The sequence below is a fragment of the Pseudomonadota bacterium genome (genome assembly GCA_018817425.1).
GTDB lineage: Bacteria > Desulfobacterota > Desulfobacteria > Desulfobacterales > RPRI01 > RPRI01.
In genome coordinates this window covers 1-19,148 of sequence record JAHITX010000058.1, presented here as the reverse complement: position 1 = coordinate 19,148, position 19,148 = coordinate 1, and the positions used below count along the sequence as shown (strand labels likewise).

The 19,148-nt window shown below is 38.8% G+C and carries 18 protein-coding genes; 7 read left to right on the top strand and 11 right to left on the bottom strand.

Annotated features, from left to right (window positions below):
• Positions 1–481 precede the first annotated feature (481 nt).
• Positions 482–1,273 (top strand): DUF4198 domain-containing protein, encoded by a 792-nt coding sequence (locus KKC46_10200; GenBank protein MBU1054187.1) that lies wholly within the window; start codon positions 482–484, stop codon positions 1,271–1,273.
• A gap of 163 nt (positions 1,274–1,436) precedes the next feature.
• Positions 1,437–3,524, top strand: a complete 2,088-nt coding sequence (locus KKC46_10195; protein ID MBU1054186.1) for a TonB-dependent receptor — start codon at positions 1,437–1,439, stop codon at positions 3,522–3,524.
• Positions 3,525–3,707: 183 nt separating this feature from the next.
• Here the strand turns inward: KKC46_10195 and rssA are convergent, their stop codons facing one another.
• The 6 genes from rssA to KKC46_10165 all read right to left on the bottom strand — a co-directional run bounded on the left by rssA (position 3,708) and on the right by KKC46_10165 (position 8,157).
• Positions 3,708–4,625 carry a patatin-like phospholipase RssA gene (rssA, locus tag KKC46_10190; protein ID MBU1054185.1) on the bottom strand — a complete coding sequence of 306 codons (918 nt, stop codon included), beginning with the start codon at positions 4,623–4,625 and terminating at the stop codon, positions 3,708–3,710.
• A gap of 61 nt (positions 4,626–4,686) precedes the next feature.
• Positions 4,687–5,319 carry an NAD(P)H-binding protein gene (locus tag KKC46_10185; protein ID MBU1054184.1) on the bottom strand — a complete coding sequence of 211 codons (633 nt, stop codon included), beginning with the start codon at positions 5,317–5,319 and terminating at the stop codon, positions 4,687–4,689.
• A 16-nt stretch (positions 5,320–5,335) separates the two neighbouring features.
• Positions 5,336–5,728: a hypothetical protein gene (locus KKC46_10180; protein MBU1054183.1), complete on the bottom strand. Its 393-nt coding sequence runs from the start codon at positions 5,726–5,728 to the stop codon at positions 5,336–5,338.
• Between the two features lie 155 nt (positions 5,729–5,883).
• Positions 5,884–6,216, bottom strand: a complete 333-nt coding sequence (locus tag KKC46_10175; GenBank protein ID MBU1054182.1) for a hypothetical protein — start codon at positions 6,214–6,216, stop codon at positions 5,884–5,886.
• Between the two features lie 74 nt (positions 6,217–6,290).
• Positions 6,291–7,097: an NAD-dependent epimerase/dehydratase family protein gene (locus KKC46_10170; GenBank protein ID MBU1054181.1), complete on the bottom strand. Its 807-nt coding sequence runs from the start codon at positions 7,095–7,097 to the stop codon at positions 6,291–6,293.
• Between the two features lie 367 nt (positions 7,098–7,464).
• Complete coding sequence (locus KKC46_10165; protein ID MBU1054180.1) at positions 7,465–8,157, bottom strand: isoprenylcysteine carboxylmethyltransferase family protein; 693 nt, start codon at positions 8,155–8,157, stop codon at positions 7,465–7,467.
• A gap of 161 nt (positions 8,158–8,318) precedes the next feature.
• On the opposite strand from KKC46_10165, the gene KKC46_10160 reads away from it, so the two are divergent.
• Positions 8,319–8,657 carry a hypothetical protein gene (locus KKC46_10160; GenBank protein MBU1054179.1) on the top strand — a complete coding sequence of 113 codons (339 nt, stop codon included), beginning with the start codon at positions 8,319–8,321 and terminating at the stop codon, positions 8,655–8,657.
• Positions 8,658–8,932: 275 nt separating this feature from the next.
• On the opposite strand, the gene KKC46_10155 is transcribed toward KKC46_10160, so the two are convergent.
• From KKC46_10155 to KKC46_10145, 3 genes are all read right to left on the bottom strand, one after another.
• The gene (locus KKC46_10155) at positions 8,933–10,360 is read right to left on the bottom strand and encodes an FAD-binding protein (GenBank protein MBU1054178.1); all 1,428 of its coding nucleotides are present in this window, start codon (positions 10,358–10,360) and stop codon (positions 8,933–8,935) included.
• Positions 10,361–10,531: 171 nt separating this feature from the next.
• Positions 10,532–11,860, bottom strand: a complete 1,329-nt coding sequence (locus tag KKC46_10150; protein ID MBU1054177.1) for a DUF1329 domain-containing protein — start codon at positions 11,858–11,860, stop codon at positions 10,532–10,534.
• A 111-nt stretch (positions 11,861–11,971) separates the two neighbouring features.
• Complete coding sequence (locus KKC46_10145; GenBank protein ID MBU1054176.1) at positions 11,972–13,570, bottom strand: hypothetical protein; 1,599 nt, start codon at positions 13,568–13,570, stop codon at positions 11,972–11,974.
• A gap of 315 nt (positions 13,571–13,885) precedes the next feature.
• Between KKC46_10145 and KKC46_10140 the strand changes: the two genes are divergently transcribed.
• Positions 13,886–14,869, top strand: coding sequence for a helix-turn-helix domain-containing protein (locus KKC46_10140; protein ID MBU1054175.1), 984 nt, complete (start codon positions 13,886–13,888; stop codon positions 14,867–14,869).
• 201 nt (positions 14,870–15,070) lie between these two features.
• On the opposite strand, the gene KKC46_10135 is transcribed toward KKC46_10140, so the two are convergent.
• Positions 15,071–15,814 carry a 3-hydroxyacyl-ACP dehydratase gene (locus KKC46_10135; protein MBU1054174.1) on the bottom strand — a complete coding sequence of 248 codons (744 nt, stop codon included), beginning with the start codon at positions 15,812–15,814 and terminating at the stop codon, positions 15,071–15,073.
• Between the two features lie 30 nt (positions 15,815–15,844).
• Complete coding sequence (locus KKC46_10130; GenBank protein ID MBU1054173.1) at positions 15,845–16,996, bottom strand: 2-hydroxyacyl-CoA dehydratase family protein; 1,152 nt, start codon at positions 16,994–16,996, stop codon at positions 15,845–15,847.
• A gap of 823 nt (positions 16,997–17,819) precedes the next feature.
• Between KKC46_10130 and KKC46_10125 the strand changes: the two genes are divergently transcribed.
• The 3 genes from KKC46_10125 to KKC46_10115 form a co-directional block, all read left to right on the top strand.
• On the top strand, positions 17,820–18,158 hold the full coding sequence (locus tag KKC46_10125; protein ID MBU1054172.1) for a hypothetical protein: 339 nt from the start codon (positions 17,820–17,822) through the stop codon (positions 18,156–18,158).
• The gene (locus KKC46_10120) at positions 18,155–18,610 is read left to right on the top strand and encodes an SHOCT domain-containing protein (protein MBU1054171.1); all 456 of its coding nucleotides are present in this window, start codon (positions 18,155–18,157) and stop codon (positions 18,608–18,610) included. The genes KKC46_10125 and KKC46_10120 overlap by 4 nt, the downstream gene beginning before the upstream one ends.
• A 345-nt stretch (positions 18,611–18,955) precedes the next feature.
• Positions 18,956–19,148: hypothetical protein (locus KKC46_10115; GenBank protein ID MBU1054170.1), on the top strand; the 193-nt coding region annotated here is incomplete at its 3' end.

Sequence of the window (19,148 nt, the reverse complement as noted above, 5' to 3'; positions counted from 1 at the left end):
GTACTATAAACTAATTTTAATCAAAAGCCACGAAGGCTGTTATCCAAAAACGGATAAAATGCCTGAGTGGTTTTTTTTGTGGTATCAGCGGGTAAAGAAGTAAATGATTTACAGCGGGTTGGGGAAAGCGGTAAACACCGGCCAGTGCTTTTAAGCCGCCCTCCCCTGCCACCCTTGGAATAAGGAATGCTTAAAGTATTATTCCCATGGAATTTTCTTTTTGTCAAACCAATCTTTTTTCATTCCGGCTTCATATTTGTACTCGCACAAAATAATTTAAAATAGCGGTTTTTACAAAAATATTCAATGGCTGTTATCTCCGGGCATTCGCAAAAATATGCAAAAACCCGGAAACGGTAAAATCACTTGAAACTTCCCGTTGCCGGCAACAGAAATAACGCTCGCTACAACGGCTTAAATGCGGCTGAATAAAATGATGTAAATAATGTAATTACTATTTCCAACAGAAAAGGAGAAAATTATGAAGTGTATTTTAAAAAATCAATTTATCTTGTTTGTTAATTGTATAATAATTTTAATTCTAACAAGTCATCCGCTTATGGCTCATGACATGTGGCTTGAGGTTAGAGACTATACACCTGAACCTGGTGAAGAAATCAACATTGTAATAGCTTACGATCATCACTTTCCCACCCGCGAATTCATGAATCCAAACGATCTGGAAGAAATTTTTCTCTGCAATAATAAGGGAGATAAAACAGGATTCAATAACTTCTCCGAAGTAGAGTTAAAAACTCAAAAACCATTAAAAACCGCAGGAACATATATAGTTGCAGCTAAAAATAAAGGCGGCTTTTTCTCCAAAACCACGGAAGGATACAAAAAGGGATATACCAAAAAAGACTTAAAGGATGTAATTAGTTGCGGTTATTATGCAAAATATTCAAAAGCCGTAGTAAATGCAGGTAAACCCGGTGGATCGGCTTTTTTAAATCCTATCGGACATGATCTGGAAATTATTCCCATGTCTGATCCGGGGACATTGAAGCAGGGAGAATTTTTGCCAATCAAGGTTTTATTAAAAGGAAATCCTCTTCCATCCAGCCTTGTAACTGCCACATATATAGGATTTTCTACTGATAAAAATACTTTTGCTTACGCCACAAAAACAGACAAAAAGGGCACGGCCAACATCAAAATGCTAAACTCAGGCATCTGGCTGATAACCACATCATACATGGAAGATTATCCTGATGCCAAAATATGTGATGAACAAAAACTATCGGCCTCGTTAACATTTGAGATCAGATAATAATTTATTATTCAGCCGCAAATTTCTGTAAGAAAATATCTTAACAGCATTATTAATATAATTGTCTATAGGAACACCTTTTCCATGAAGGCAATTTGCGGAAAAGGTGTAAATCAAAGAGGAAATTGTTTTTTCTCTTTAATATTTAAAAGGAGAATAACAAATGAAGTACTACAATTATGTGGTGTTGATTTTAAGCATATTACTGTTTGTCACACCTTATACATATTCACAGGAATCATATGAAGAAGAGTTAATTCAACCGGTCGAAGCGAATAAAATAAATAAAGGCAAAAAGCTGTCTGAAGTAATAAAGCTCGAAGATGTCGTTGTGCGCGGTGATGTCAGCCATAAAAATCTTGATGCCACATCTGCAACAATATTGTCTAACGAAGATATTGCAAACAGAGTATATGAAAACCCATTGGAAATCATAAGTCTTGCTCCGGGTATATCCATTAACCAATATAAACAGGGAGGGACTGCCGCATCTTTTCAAATGAGAGGGTTCACGCAATGTTCCCATGGTTCGGATGTAGCGATATATATGGACGGCATTCCTTTAAACGAAGGCGATGGTTATGCAGACACTAATATCGTAAACTCTGAAGAACTGGAAAGAGTTGAAGTAATCAAGGGTCCTGTTTCTCCGCTTTACGGGAATTTTGCATCAGCCGGAGTTGTACATTTTTATACGCAAAAAAAAGTGGACCATCAGCACATCAAATTGCTGCATGGAGACTATAACACTTCAGAAGGAAATTACGTAGGCGGATTATCAACCAATGACGGAAAATGGGATCATGTATATTCATTTCAAACATATCATACGGACGGGTATCAGGATAATTCTGAATGGGACAAGCTCAATGCCGCCACCCGGATTACGCATCACTTAAAAGACGGATTGGATCTTAGGCTTAGCCTCAGAAGTTTCAACTCCGATTGGGATGCACCCGGATGGTTGAATCGGGAAGAGTATGAAAAAGATCCTGAAAAATCTGTAAATGATGCAAACGGAGGAAGTAAAGACAGAGTTTCCGGCAAAATAGATGTAGACTATCGAATTACGAATGAATCAAAAATAATGCTACAGGTCTGGGGATACGACCAAAATTTTAAAAGATACTATGCCGGTCGCGAAGACGGTCTGTCACCCGGCACCAACATTGGAAATTTGCGCGATTTTGACCGTTTTGTCTATGGTTCCGGAATCAGCTATAATTTTATAGGAGAAATCAGTGAAAGGGAATTACGGTTTTCAATAGGAACGGACTATATGGCGGAAGATATAGAACGTAACAGATGGACACTTACTGCCGGTAATGGCAGAGAAAAAGGGGATCAATATATCGACTATCATATTGATTTTAAATCTTTCGGATTTTATACTGACGCAAACTATCAGGTAATCAAACCTCTTAGATTAATCATTGGAGCGCGTTACGACCATTTTACAGGTGAATTGACAGATCATCTATTAAATAACCAAAAGTCTTCCATGAATGATGTTAATATTTTCAGCCCTAAAGGAGGCCTTGAACTAAGCTTTTTTGATGATTGTCTGGAGTTTTTTGGTAATTACAGCCGCGGGTTTGCCATCATGTCAGGTTTTGCCGAACTGGCCCAATATACCCAGGATGACTGGGATCCTCAAATAAGAACTCAATACGAACTGGGTATGAGAACAAGACCTTTTACCTGGTTCAGCGGGCAACTTCTTGTTTTTCGGCTTAACACCGAAGACGATTTCATTCAAGATCCGGTCACTCTTGAATATGCAAATGCCGGTGAAACAACAAGGGACGGAATAGAAATATCACTTGATTTTTTTGCATTTGACTACGGATACCTGCACGGTGATTACTCTTATATTGATGCCGAATATGACTCTTATTCATCCGGTACAGTTTCATACGACGGCAATCAGCTCCCAAGAGTTCCTACCGATATTGCAAACTTAGAAATCGGTTATAATGCACCAAAAGGTTTCGGCGGCTGGCTCAGATATCACTATCAATCTGGGGCAAATCTGGATGAAGCCAATACATTAAAAGGAGAATCATGGGATAAAGTTGATGCAAACCTTTTTTATCGTTTCGGCGATAAAAGGAAATATCAGATTGCACTTAATATCATCAATCTGTTTGATGAAAAATACCCAGCCACCGAAAGTTACTGGAGTGGGAGTACCAGCTATTCCCCAGGAATGCCTTTTAGCGTTTATGCTTCTTTTTGTGTTGATTTTTGAATATGAAAATATTATGGCATTTCCCAAACCGCATCAGCACATAAAAATTCCCCGTTGCTTGCAGCGGGGAATGCAAGTCAATCTGAAATTGGTTAATACCTTATCGGCGATAACTCTCCGGCGCTAAAGGCCGCACCCAATGCCGCAATAATTTGTGGTTTCTCAGGGATAAACAGTAGGCAATCAGGTTTTTTTAAACAGATAGTTAATCTCTTCCTTCACTCTTTCAACACATTGTCTGCCTTCGGCAATTGCTTCTTTTGCACGGTGAAAATCCAATAATCCGATATGAGATAATTTCGGAGTCAGTAATATATCCGGTGGGTCTCCGGCAATACGGCTTCGCGTAATTCTGTCTTGCGCAATATTAATCGAGTTGGCGATTGCATCAATTAAGTTTGGCGCGTTATCAACTTCTTCATCTTTATCTTCATCTACGGTTGATCTGAATTCCCAGTCACTATACTTTTTCACGAAACCGGAAATCTTGCTGAAAACATCCGCCTCTTTATTTTTAACCGGTCTCTTTGTTTTATTAAAATGTTTACCAACAATGTCACTATTCAGATTTACTGCAATTACTACATCCGCACCCAATGCACGACAAACAGAAACAGGCACCGGATTAACCAAACCACCATCTACAAGCCACTGATCATCTTTATTTATTGCCGGAAACAGACCAGGCAGCGAAATAGATGCCCACACCGCATCCAGAATCGAACCATTGGTAATCCAAACTTCTCTGCCAGTTGCTATCTCAGTTGCTACAGACGCATATTTTTTAGGAAGATCTTCAATTAAAGAACTGTTTTCAGAAACATATTCATTCAAAAATTCCTGAAGCTTTTTTTTGTCTATGAACCCGTTTAAAGAAGCTTTTATCTCAAAATATTTTACTAGTTTAAATTTGGTTAATGAACATACCCAAACTTCCAGCTTATCAAGATTATTTGAAACATAAGATGCTCCTACCAATGCGCCGATAGAAGTGCCGCATACCACATCAGGCTCAATTCCCATATCAATAAGTGCTTTTATAATACCTATATGCGACCATCCACGTGATGAACCACTTCCAAGCGCTAAACCAATTTTCATTTTTTATCCTTATTTTTTCTTACTATGGAATTTAGTATTTAAGTACTAAACACAAGATTATTTAATTACTTATTGCAGGTGCTTTTAGCATAAATTCTTTTCCATTCACCTGAGCCAATATAAAATCAACCAAATCGTTTCTGGATAATGTAAAATTAACTACTCCTTTGCCTGTATAGCCGGAATTGACTTTTCCTGTCTTTTGTTTATTGTTTAGAAACGGAAGTCTTACAATCGTCCAATTTAATCCTGATTCCCGGATAATACCGGCAGTTTTAACAATATCTACATAGGCATCCCCCATCAGAAGTCTTATCATCATGACCGCAAAACTGAATTTTAGATCAAAAGAATCATTGGGGTCGGAAGCACTAGGCGTTGCCGTAGCAATTAACCGGTTTATATTTTTCTCTTTCATTGCTTTAACTATATTTGCCATACCTTCTGCAACCAAACAGCCTTTTACTCTTCCTGGAGGACCTAAAAGGCTGATGACCGTATCTGCTCCTTCTACAGCCTGTTTTATTGCTCCCATATCATTTAATTCACCCTGTACAATTTTTAGATTTGGGTGGCTAAAGTCTATCTTAGATGGGTTACGGGCATATGCCGTTACTTTATAACCTTCATCAAGCGCTTGTCTCGTAAGTATTCTTCCACTTAAACCGGTTGCTCCAAAAACAGTCAGCTTCATAATAATATATACTCCTTTACTTCGAATACCTGATTGTTAAAGACGTGACAACTCCCCAAATCCAATTAAACAAAAAAACCAGTGCCGGTGTTAAAAGCCCAAGATCAAGGCCTGCAATACCCTTATTTGCTTTATAGGGAAAAACGACAAACAATTGAACCATTGTCGGAAAAAGACTCAGTAAAGTCCCTTTGGAAAATGGTTTGGAACTTAACATAGGCAGGAAAAATATCAGCCCCCAGATACCCCCCCAGACTATACGAGGATATAACCATCCCGAAGTTAAAGCAGGAGCAATTGAAACTCCCAAAGATTTACTTATCCCTAAATCACCGAACAGCCAAACAACCAGGCTGTTCGCTAAAGCTCCCAAACACCCGGCTGCAAAGTAAATTAATAATTTTTTCATTTTTTTTTTGTTTCCTTGCAAAATGAGAAATTGTAGCCACAAGATTTAAGGCACAGCACTTGGGCTATTTATGCTGGGAAGATTTTGCGCCACTTTTTTCAAGTGAAGTATAATAAATAGTATTCGACTATATGGATTGTGTAATAACTTCATAATTAATCTATATATTTTCCAATCACACTATGATTGATCTTAATTTCATGAATAAGGCGATCATAATGTCGCATTCGGATTATGGAACGAACAATCAGGTAAGCACCAAAAACAATCAGGGCAAGACTAAATGCACCTAATGGAACGAGCAGATATAATACATTAAGGATATCATAATATTTTGAAGTAGCTATCAGAAAGCTAACCACAGACAATGGTAAAGCCAATACTGCTATTCCTGTTCGCATTACGGATAATGACGTGCGCTTTTCCGCCAAAACAAGCTGCGCCTCATTAATTGCTATTGAATCAATTTCCGGTTTTTCGTCAGCCAAATTTTTTACCCTTTTTTATAGATATTTATTACGTATTTGACAGTGGCAATAGGTCTAATCCGCCTGAAATAATTTTACGCCTTCATTTCTTCAATGCCTTCATAAATATGCCGATGTTTTAACTCCGGCAACAATTCACTCCTAAACCGGGAGGTTTCTCCATAATAAGATACCCGCCCTATGTCTATGAAGTCCTTGGTCAATGGACTTTTAGATCCAAATACTCTTGACACAAACTCAAATGTTTCAGCAGCAAAATATATGAGCCATAAGGGCATTCGCCATGGTTTACTGCATCCCCATAAATCGCATGCAAAATCGAGAAATGACTGTAAGGTATCATTGCCTTCATCACCGACATGGTAAACACCAATTGCATTTTCTTTCCTTATTGCAGCCACAACTGCTCTGCAAAAGTCAGTCTTAGAAATCAAATGAATTTCAGTTGGGTCCTTCCAAACACCAAGCAGATGTCTTTTTGCAAACCATTTTGCAGCATCTATCATCAGAATACCTTTACCATAAACCATTCCCACCCTAAGCGATACCGAGTTTTCGATTTCATTGAAAAGATATTTTTCTTCCTCAAGTCTTGTCTTGGCATGGACAGATACAGGGTTGCCGACCAAGCTGCCCGTGGCAGGCAGCTTTCTTGAGGTTGGCCCTTCAACATGGGGAAAACTGATTAATATCACTTTACTTATATTTTTTTCTTTGGCAACTCCAATAAGATTTTTAAAATACTGAATGTTTGTTTCATAAAGGAACTTTTCCGGATCAGCCTTAAACAGTACTCCTGCAAAATGAACTATTGCATCAGCACCATCAAGACATTCATACAATGTTTCAGGTTTTGAAAGGTCCGCGCTTCTTACTTTGATCCTTGGATTTTCTCAATGAAAAAATAATACCAATGGAATAATTTTTTTCATGATTTTATCCGGCTACCGCAACGATAACACGCTGGGCTGCGTGTTATCGTTCGGTCGGGTTTATTGTTTTTTAGAAAGTACGAATGATACAACTTTTTCTTAGTTCCATACCAAGCCACTCCAAATCAGGGAAAATCGCATAGCGTCTAATTCCAAAGCAGTTTGTATCTTATTTGCAAATTAAGTTTACTAGTTTAATACGCACCTAATACTACCCCTGAATACGCTTCTTTCTTTTTTAATTTCCTTTATAGTAACATGCTAAGAAAGATATCTGATAGAAACTATATAACTAAAGAACGTTCCCGATATTCCCCTACCATATGCCAGGCAGAAGCCTATAGCGGGTCTCCTCAGCATATGCCTTATAACCTTCCAATTCTTTGTGGAGAGTGCGATCCTCAAGAGCGGTTCTGATAGTGAACAATAGCATCAACGCACCGGCAGGAAAAAATGTCCACCAGGAACCCAGGATCAAGGGCATTGCTGCTAAAAATATGATATAGGATGCGTATCCGGGATGTCGAACGATACTGTATGGTCCCGTTGTAACAACTTGATGTTCGCGATCATTTTGTATGCGTACGAATTGTTCGAAATGTGCATTTGTGATCATAGCCCATGTACCGAATGGCCACGTTAGAGCCAAGAGACCAAACCCGATATATAGCGCTGTAAGAGACATGCCAGACCATCCAAAACGCCAGTCCATACCTGCGACAACAGGCGCAATCAGCTCCTGGATAACCATCCAGCATAATGTGAACAGTTTATCAAATGTCTTTACACCGCTATGCGAAGTTCCACGATGATTGAGCGTTTCCGGGACTCGTTGAGCGAGTATAACAAGCATAATGATTTCCAAAACTAATGTGGAAATGATCCAGATCCAACCCCGTACCCAATGAACGGTACCAGCTGCAACAAAGAGAATCACCGCATACACAAGGATAAGGCTTATACGATGGATGGCATACCAGTAGCCATGTTTATCAATTTTTGTACCCATATTTCTCCCTTCACCATTCACTTAGCTTGATGCTGTCTTTATCGTCCAACCTACAAACCCAGCGGTCAGCGCAATCCATGGTGATAATATTGCAATTTTATTCTAAAAGCATTGGGAAACTCACAAACACAAAAGTTTCTCTATATAAAGGAGGTTTTCCAATGCTTGAAGAAAAGATAAATGATTTTTTAACCTATTGCAAAGTATCAAATTTTTCAAAGAAATCAATAGAGACTTTTACAATAAGATTAAGGGAGTTTAATTCTTTTATTGATATTGTTCCGATATATTTTATTTGTTGTTTCGGAGGGGGGTATTCTCAAGGTCTCTGCAAGAACGGATTGGCATTTTTTATAAGTTCTGACGGCTTTTTACCGGATACGCACTTTGGTACAACCGCAGACACCGCAGATCCGGACATCTGTTTCAAAACCGCTACAAATCTATTTTATGCCAGGAAAACTCTTACTTATTGGAACTGGTGCGCTACATCCATCTAAACCCTCTTAGGGCCGGACTTGTTCCTGATTTAGCAAGATTGGAAAATTATCCATACTGCGGCCATAGTGTATTGATGGCAAAGGCTTTTGAGAAGGGTGTTGAGAGGATTTTGGGAGATGGCGAATTTGTTGAATATAACAGTAACAGCTGTTAGCAAATCTGTAATACGTGGCGAGAAACTCGCAAAGGCAAATAAATATTTGCTTTTTGATAAGTAAATTTATAAGTGTGATGCGTCCCTTGTTTTGCACATTAATTATATTGTAGCCAATTATTATATTCTACCAAAGGGATTATCAGTACATAAGATCATGTTAGCTACTGAGACACCGGTACTGGCGGTACCATCGGTAATCTGACCATACATAGGCCAGGTTGCCTCACCACAGAAATAAAGCCCTTTAACATCCGGTGATTTCTGTCCGATTTTGGGAAGTGAACTGAACTCGTAATGTGAAGGGTGTACAGCGCCTTTGGGAGGTGTCTGAAACTCGATGGCTTTTTTGAAACCGGGATAGATTTCTTCAAAGTTCTCATTCATCTCAGCAGTTATACCTTCCAAACCAAGCCTGTTAAATTCTTCCTCAGACCTGATCGAGTACGACCAGACTAGTTGTTTACCTGCCGGAACATTCCAGGGCTGTTCTATGTTCTGTGCGCATCCTCCCTGTATGGTGGAACCCGTCTCAGGATCGTAAACCATAAAAAAAGCTCCATCAAGAGGTATCGATTCATTTAGGCCTGTTATAAGAAAAACTCCGCCCATTTTCTGATTCATAGGTAAACGAAGAGTATCTGCAAGTGAAGCCGGCATAATCTTGAACAGGTTAAAGTAGTCAAGCCATGTTGTTGCCAGTATGACCCGCCTGGCTTTTATGATTTCGTCTGATTTTTTTTCGTGCTTTATCACTACACCAATTGCTTTGCCGTTTTTTATAAGCACTTCGGATACGTTCTGGCCAGTCCTGATTTCACATCCGAAGTTTTTGGTAATTGCATCAGCAATTGGTTCACAAATGCCCTTTTGCACATCCGGCATAGCAACACTCATCAATCCCTGGCCTCCGATCCATATCCTGAACATTACAGCGCCCTTGCCCATGGAACCACGTTCCCAGGTAAAATTTGCATCTCCTGTCCAGGCATAGCCTGCCCAGAGACTGGTAAACAGGTACTTGACAGAAGGGTTTGAAGATCTTGCCTGAACCCATTGTTTTACCGAAAGCTGATCCCACTCACGGCACATTTCGTTGAAAGGCTTTGTGAGAATCTCATGTACGAGAGGGCACAATTCCTGCTTCAGGCCATCTTTGACAAGATCCGGACGTATCGCATCAAGAAATTCAATCATCCATTCCACAGCTGCATCTGTAGTCAGACATTTAGGAACCGTCATAAAAGTTTTTTTGGAACCTTTGAAATAAATTCGCGGTTCCCGGCTGGTGTGATAGCGTATGTTTGCGCCAAAGTCTTTCGCAGCATTTGCCCAACCATAACCTCCGCCATTGTTGAGCGTTGTCATGATAAGCGGTAGGTGCATGACTATATTGTATCCGTTAAAGCTGTGCGCTGCCGCCCGTCCGCCAACAACAGGCCCCTTTTCGAGCAGCAAAGTCTTCTGCCCTCCTTTTGCCAGATATCCACTACACACTAAACCGGCAAAACCGGCACCTATCACAATATTTTCAATATTTTCTTTCATAATATCCTGTTTTATTAAAATATTATTTATTTAATACTATGATTATTGGTAATTTTCTTTAAATTTAGTTTGAATATAGGAGAAGTCAAAAATAAAACAGTAAAAGTAAAAAAACAAGAAGTTATTTGGGGTGGGTTTTAAATACACCCCAAATAACTTTAAAAAGCATTCCTATTTAGACAGCAATAAGAAATTATTTACAGTAAAATAGTCAGGATCCAACTTGGACGAAGGTAAGTACACGCGTGCTTCAGGATGATCCATACGGCCTGACCATGTTGCGTGTTTGTATATTTCATCAATATAGAGCTGGCTATCATAATCTCCCGTGCTGACCTTGCCGCTGGGCGATTCACTATAGTGCAACAGCATGCAAACCCAGGTATGGAATGCGCCTGCCTTGTCATATACCTCCTTATACCATATTGTATAAGTTTCCTGATCAATATAGTTTACATGCAATCCCCAGTTATAATAAGGATCTGTAGGTATCTGTTCTACAACCCATACTTTTCTTGGGACATAGGTAAGCGTGCCCGGAGCCGGAGCCCATGCATCACCCTTCCATCCAGGAACTTCAAATCCTAATTTCATGCGTTTGCCGCTCCAGGGATATTTAGGAATGACACTGCCATCAGGCACATCCTGCATTGGAATCATGTTTGGGCTGGTAAAACTAACAAGAACTGTCTTTTCTCCTACAACCTTCCATTTCATGGAATCGTTTTTACCGCTCCACATGTAATTCATATCAAGCCATGCATCAGAACCCATATATGGGTCGGATCTTGCCGTTGATGCTGTTTGACGTATCCTTCTGATAGCAGGCACATAAGCATAGTTGCTATTATCCCTTTCGTCTATATAGACGTAGGACATGGTATTGGTGCCCTTGATACTCATCGGCTCAGAAACTCTCTGAAATTCATATGTAAGAACTTTTTTAGGATTTCTTATTTCCGTGCCCAGAGGCCTTCCCATCATATAAAGGCGCGTATCAATTCCGGTTATATAACGTTCCTCTGTGGTTTTGTTAATCCACGTTACATAAGAAGCTATTTTTGTCCCCATTAAACGATATCTCTGATAATTGAAATTCCAAATGATCTTGTTTGCCACCTTGGGATCATTAAGGTCAATATTCGGAAAAGGCATACCATAAAAATTTGTTTCAGCAATTTTTCCTGTGCTCTTTTCGATTAAATCACCAGTAGCATTGACATCGAATCTCCCGGCATTCTTAGCAGTTGCAGCAAGATAGCTGTCCAAATGCTTGTATTGAAAGTTTATCGTGCCAGGCGTAACAACCCAGCCTCCCCTTTCAACCGCCCTGTATAATGGCGGAATGAGTAAGTCTTTGTATTGAGCGCAGTTAGTTTTGTCTATCAAATTGGGCAAATCCGCAGCCTGTAAAGTACCACCGATACCCAAAAGAAGAACAAGCAGGGAAAGTAACGGTAATCCTGTCCGGTTAAAAAATCGCATCAATCTTATTTTCACTTTTTCCTCCTTTGCTTTTTAGCAAATTCAAAAAACTTTTGTTATTTCAAGTATTGCCTGACAATGTTTATAACATTTGTTTAAACGGCTTTGCGGCAATTAAATAACGGTTTACCATTCATATCCCAGTTTTAAAGTTACCTCACTGGTTTCTATACCATCAGCAAAGCCATAGCATGCGTCCTTGTCTCCAAGAAAGGCCTGCATTTTGAGATCAGTATAAAGCTGGGGGGTAATATACCACTTGATTGAAGGTTTAATAAGATATGTAGTGCCTTCACCATGTTTCCCGGGATTAACTCCAATTACAAGCAATGGATTGAGTTTGGAAGCCCACCAATAAGTCATGATCTGAAACATGAACACATCTTGTTCTCTCATATTTCTGCGGTCGTATCTGAGTGTTTTACTAGTATCGCCTCCTACCATCAGGGTGCCTTCATAATGACTGACATAATGCTTGTTGCTCAAATAGCTTTCCCATTCATTAATAGTTTTATGTATCCATTCTACTGAAACTTTTGTTAGATCTTTAGAAAGCCACCTCAAGCGCAGATCCTTGTCAAGCGCAAGCATTGTTTTTGTAACCGGCTTGTATGTATAAGTTTCTATTGCCATATTGCCAAGATCATCGGTAGTTCTTTTATAATCTGAACCTGGTCGGCCTATAGGATAAGCTGTATAACGGGAAACCTCACCTCTGACTATAGCTTCCATACCAAAGACTAGTAATTGATAGCTGAAAAACCCACCGTAAACATGCTGTTTATTATAATTCAACTCAACTAATGTTGGGAATCGCCCAATAAAATTCTTCAACGCTACGCTCGGTTCATTGACCACATCTCTGAAATATACAAAAGAGAGGTTGAGTCTGTCTCCGATTTGTGCAGATACCTTTGCTCCGTATTCATTATTGTCGGTGGGAACATTATACCGGAATTCTCCAATACCCCTAAAATCGGCAAACGGTAGTATTTTTGCATATGGAGCTTCCAATTGACCCTTAGATGTACCATTTGCTTTTGTATCAAGAGGCCCGAACTGAGTAGGTCTGATGTCCGGAATTAACAACAAATCAAAGTTAAGGCCAAGATTAGCCGTGGAGGGCAAACTGAAATTCAACCGGCCCATCCAAAGGGGAGTTTTAACATCATCAGGATTCTGAAAAAATAAATTGAAAGAATTATCCGGTGGGTTTATAACATCATTAAGTGTTTCGAGCATGCCCTCGCCCCAGGAAACAATTTGTCTTCCCGGTCTGAAGAAGCCTCTTCCAAGAGATCCTTTATATGAAAAATCTATAAAAGCTTCCCTTAAATCAGCTTCGAATCTAATATCTTTTAAGCCATAATCGAATCTGGAAGCACCCAGATTTTCCTCGATGTCATATTCATTTGCACGAAGATCAAAAATCGAATCATATGCGCCTCGAAAGGTCAGATGGACTTTTTCTACTGCAATAGGACCCCAATTCATATTTGGGTCAACATCAATATCAAACTTTAATGTATTTCGCTGTTGAACTCCTTCTGTTTGATCGAAAAAACCGTTTTGAATACCAGTTGTATCACGCAAAACAAAACTGGATTCAAAAAAACCATGAAAATTGGCGTCCATTTCTGCTGACGCACTTGAAGAGAAAATTCCTAACAGCACAAAAATTGCAAACACAAACAAACCTGTTTCCCCCCATCTTCTCTTACTCATGTTTTTCCTCCTAAATTAAGTGTTAATAAATACAAGCTCCTCTTAGTTTTAATTTGTAATTCTCACCCCCTTTTTTTTAAAAAAACACCCCTTACACAAAAGCAGAACAAACAAAGAACACAATGACAATTCAAAATGCTTTAGATTCCCGATATACAATTTATCGTAAAGAACATGATTATTGGGCAAACTCAGAAACAGCCAATTAGTGATTTATTATTTATTGACAACACACTCTATTTTTTTATAGGTTAACCAAAGATATGTTATATGCTTTAATGTATTTTGATTTCTATCGAGGGGTATAAACAGTTTATGACTTCTTTACAACGAACAAAGAATTCGTATAGTGAACCCAAATTATATAATTCGATGGGGTCTCTGATTAAAGATTATCGTCACTGGCGTAGAATAAGCCAGGAAAAAATCTCAAGCTTGGTTGGAGTGAGCGTTCGCCAACTACAAAACTGGGAAGCAGGATGCCGCCGCGCCCGTATTGAAAACCTTCATGATCTTGCTGAAGCTACCGGCATTCCGATGCAAGTATTTGTTGCTCTTAACGCGGATCAGCCACTCTGGTATTCCATGCAGAAAAGGCATTTTGCATACTCTTCATTAGAAGCGCATTGTGTGCATCATGAATTATTCAGATATCCTAATAAATCAAGCAATGAAATTATATTAAAAAGCGAGTGCATTTCAACAAACAAACACATAAGCATTATACTTTCTTGTCATAGTGATCTTTACTGTATGCCCGAATCATTGCAGGCAGATGTCATCAAAAAGGCTTCCATGATTCTTCCTGATCTCAACCGCATTACCTTTGACTCCTGGGGCCATTATGTTGGTCACAGCATCTGGCTGCCTTTAAAAACAAATGACTATAAGCAACTCCGACAGCTTAATTCAATTGAAAATCATCTTACTCCCGATAGAATTTGCGATATTATCGCTCTTGATGAGGGCACATTTTTCAACTACTCTTCATATTCAGCCAGCTTGAACATGGCACATTGTCAGATAATGAATGTCGGAAGGAACCTTGCTGAAATAAAACATAAAAGTAAATACCTGATTGCCGCCAATTCATTTACGGAAGAAGTACATGAACTGTTAAGCAATATGGATATGAAAGTATTCAGAAGTTATGAAAGTGTAAACTCCGAAGTTTGTAATAAACTCTATGAGGTAAAATTAGATCTTCTGATGAGACCCAAAGGACCTTGGCAATGGTTGGTAGAAGAAGTTGCTAAATCAAGAAAGAAACTTTCCAAAATATCTGTGATAAAAGAGTAATAGCAAACCTTATCAAATTGAGCTTGGCATTTCTGTTTTGAGAAGTAGAGAGTAGTATTGGGTGTAGTATTAGGTACGTTTTGAACTATTAAACTTTATTAATTCTGGCTGATATATTAATTGAGTTTTATGCCAAGAAAATCACGAATAGATGCTCCTGGAGCGATGCATCATATAATTGTACCCTATATTCCCCCTTGTTCATTCTCCCGCAAGAAGAGCTGCTCCAAAAGCACCAACCATCTGGGGATCATTTGGTATCAGAATTTTTCGACCCAGTCTTTCTGCAAGTAAGTTACGCATACAAGGATTTTTTGCTACACCGCCCGTAAAAACGATTTCTCCTTCCGATGATACACGATTAATCATTCCGGTTGTACGGCGTATGACACTATTGTGCAAACCCTTTGCAATTTCACGCCTTTTGCAACCTCTTGCAATAAGGGAAACGACTTCGGATTCGGCAAACACAGTACACATGCTTGAAATATTGATATCGTTTTTTCCATAAAATGCTTCCGTGCCAAAATCGTCAATATCAAACCCCAAAGTTTTCGCCATGATTTCCAGAAACTTTCCTGTACCGGCAGCGCATTTGTCATTCATTTCAAATTTTTTTACTTTTCCGTTACTATTCATAAAAATAGCTTTGCTGTCCTGACCGCCAATATCAAGCACAGTCTGAGCATCGGGAAATAAAGCCCGCGCACCCCTGGCATGAGCTTTAATTTCAGTTATCGTAGGCATATCAAAAGATGACCCGATCAGAGAGCGCCCATAACCTGTTGCCATAATTTTATCGTATGATATTTTGCGCAACAGCCTTTTCACCTGTGAAACAGGATCATAACCGGTATCGGTCATGAAGTAATATATGATTTTATCCGCTTCGATAACTACAAGTTCTATTGTACGAGATCCGATATCAATGCCTGCATACTTCATGATCTTACCTTGAACTCTCCATTATAAATCTTATATACTTTCAAAAAGTGCCTCAATTCTTGTTTTAAGCTGACCGATATCTCCATCGGAGTAATCTGTTTCAATTTTAAGAAACGGCAACAAATGTTTACCGGTCACATGATTGCCGACCTTATACGACTCAACATTATAGGAGTGGCAAGCCTGAAGTATAAAATCAATCACAACATCCGGTTTAAATTTTTCTATTAAAAAGGATAGATCATCAAGTCGTTTACTATTCGGTGTCATGCAGGAACAGGGAATTTTCAAATAACGTTCGGCCATAGCAGTTACAGGATCATCTGTGTTTTCTTCGAACCGGCCCATAAATGTCTTCATTCCAGTGCATGAATCCGGGGCTACAACGATACCGCCTGATTCTTCTATCACTTTAAAAACTTTTGTTGCATCCCCTCCTATGGGGCAACCCGTTACCAAAACCCGCACCGAATCAGGCTTTCCAAAATAAACGCCTTCTTCTACACGCTTTTCCAGTTTTTCTATCACTTGTTCAAGAACGGGTATAACATCGTCAGCAGTTGCCGGTTGTGCCAAAAAGGAAACATCATACATCTCCTGCCAGCTTATAACAGGAGGCTTGAGTGATGCATATTCGAAAATTTTTTGCATCAAAGTATTTTTTATGTTTGATGCGCAAAGTGATGATTCAATTTTTTCATCCGATGTTTTACAATTAAAAGTATTTTCAAGAAACCTTTGAAGATTTAAAATCATTTTCTTCCAGTTTTGCACAGCTTCAACTTCATCCGGCACCTGCGGCAAATCCATAATATGTATCGGTTTGATATCTGCGATAAGTTCAAACATTTTTTTCTTCCCGTCACAAGTAGTTTCCGCAATTACTGCCTGAGACATGGCATAAAACGGGCAGGTCCCTTCAATAATAAAACCATAGCTCGATTTTATTAAAGGGCAGAGATTTGCCGGCAATACTGTTTCCGCAGCTTCTATAGGGACTTTTGAAAATGCGCATAGACTTGCCGGTGCGATACCCATAGAGTGAATCAGCTCCATAGGCGCATAACCGCAATATATACCGACTATCGGAACCCCGTTTTGTTTTCGGCCCTGCAAATAGTTCAAAACTCTTTTAGCCGGTTCGCCATCATATCCGTCATTCATCAAAGGTGTAATTTTCATATCCGTTTTTCCTTAATTGCATTAATCCGTGAATATTCCTCTCACCGATTTCATCTGCGTGTCAAATAGATAGTATTAATATCTAAAGGTATAATTTATAGAAATTCCCAATGAAGTAATAACTGATCAACAATAATTATTTCTAATATCAATAGAGCCACTTTCAAAACGTTTCAGTTTGGTCAAGCTCAAGGCGGGCGAAAATTTCAACCGCAGGAATACATTGAGTATTTCGAGGATTGCAATTTGAGCCCAACGCAGAGATCGGCCAAACTGGGGCGTTTTGAAACTGGCTCAATAGAGTTTTGAAATAGCGCATCCCCATACTGGCTTATTGCCTTAAACAATTTTTTCAAAAGCATTAAATTCTAAATTTTATTCTAAATTTTTATTGATTTAATTCAGGCAAAGTGCTATCGGGATTTTTATATTTTTGTTCATTATACAAGTTGTGATATTTTGAGGAATATATTAATCCTGTATCTCATTTTGTATTTTACTTTTTTAAAGCTCTCGAGGATTTAATATGACCGGAAACAAATAAGCCCCAATCTTCATAAAATTGAAGTATGGGGCTTTTGTTTTTTTAATATTGTGAACTATTAAAAATTGGGATGAAAATCTTAAGGTAGCAAGTTTTTAGCTCAATTAGATGGGAACAGGTTATATGCCTAAAGGAGAAAGAAGCGATGAAAAAAATAAATTGAATAACGAACATGCGTATGGCCCTGATCACCACAAAGCAATTGTGGAAGCCGTGAAGAACTTTGGAGCACGATGATTATAAGTGCTCACATTTTTAAATAACCAATATGGAGCCAAAATGAAAATACAAAATAGACCGATAGGCCGCACATTATGCCTTGCTCTGCTTTTGGTGGTATTAATAGCGAGTTGCTCATCTCAGAGGACGACCATTGTTCCTATGCCACCTGAAAATATGCAGAAACTAGGACGGGTTGAGGGTAAAGCTTACGGAACGATCTTTCAGATGTTTTTCTCAATATTTCATAATTCTCGTACGGACCGTGCCTATGCTGACGCACTTGCAAAAGCACCGGGAGCAACAGCCCTGATTGATGTAACGCTCCAGGAAGACTGGTTGTGGTACTCTTTAGGCACCTTTTCAATCTTGACCATTTCAGGGGAGGCTGTAAGATGAATATCAAAACAAAACTCATAACAGTGCTCTTGTCGGCAGTTATGTTTGGCTGTGCCGGAACTCCGGTGCATTTTTCAGATGCACCGATAGCAAAACTCGATTTGTCACAGAGACACAAGGTGAGAGCCAGAGCAGTAGGCCTTCTTCTTTTTGATTTCATACCCATTGGTGTTAACAACAGACAAGCTTATGCTTATGAACTTCTGAAAGATGAAGCTGGAAATAATTATCTAACAAATATTGCAATTCAAGAAGTGTGGCGCTGGGTTTTTATCGGTCATAAGTATGTAACAATTTTAACAGCGGACGCTTATCCTTTGGCAATCGATTCCAAACAGATTCTTACTGACAAAATAGAAGCGCTGAAAACTCTTTATGCAGGTGGAGAGATATCAGAAAAAGAATATGAAAAGGCACGGCAACAGCTTTTAAGCAATTTCTTAAAACAATAATTATTTCTTATATCAATAGAGTTTTGAAATAGCGCATCCCCATAATAGCTTATTGCCCTGAGCAATTTTTTCAAAAGCATTAAATTCTACACTTTTATTCTAAAAATTTTATTGATTTAATTCAGGCAAAGTGCTATCGGGATTTTTGTATTTTTGTTCATTATACAAGTTGTGATATTTTGAGGAATATATAATCCTATATCTCATTTTGTATTTTACTTTTTTTAAAGCTCTCGAGGATTTAATATGACCGGATACAAATAAGCCCCAATCTTCATAAAATTGAAGTATGGGGCTTTTGTTTTTTTAATATTATGAACCGTTAATAAGAAGTATGGAGTCGAAATGAAACAAAATATTAAATCAAAAGGCAGTACATTATGTATTATTTTATTGTTGGTACTATTCACAGTGGGTTGTGCATCCCAAAGAACATTGATTGTCCCAAAACCTTCTGAAAACATGGAGAAACTGGGACGGGTTGAGGGTAAGGCCCGCGGAACGATCTTTCAGTCATTTTTCCCAATATTGTATAATT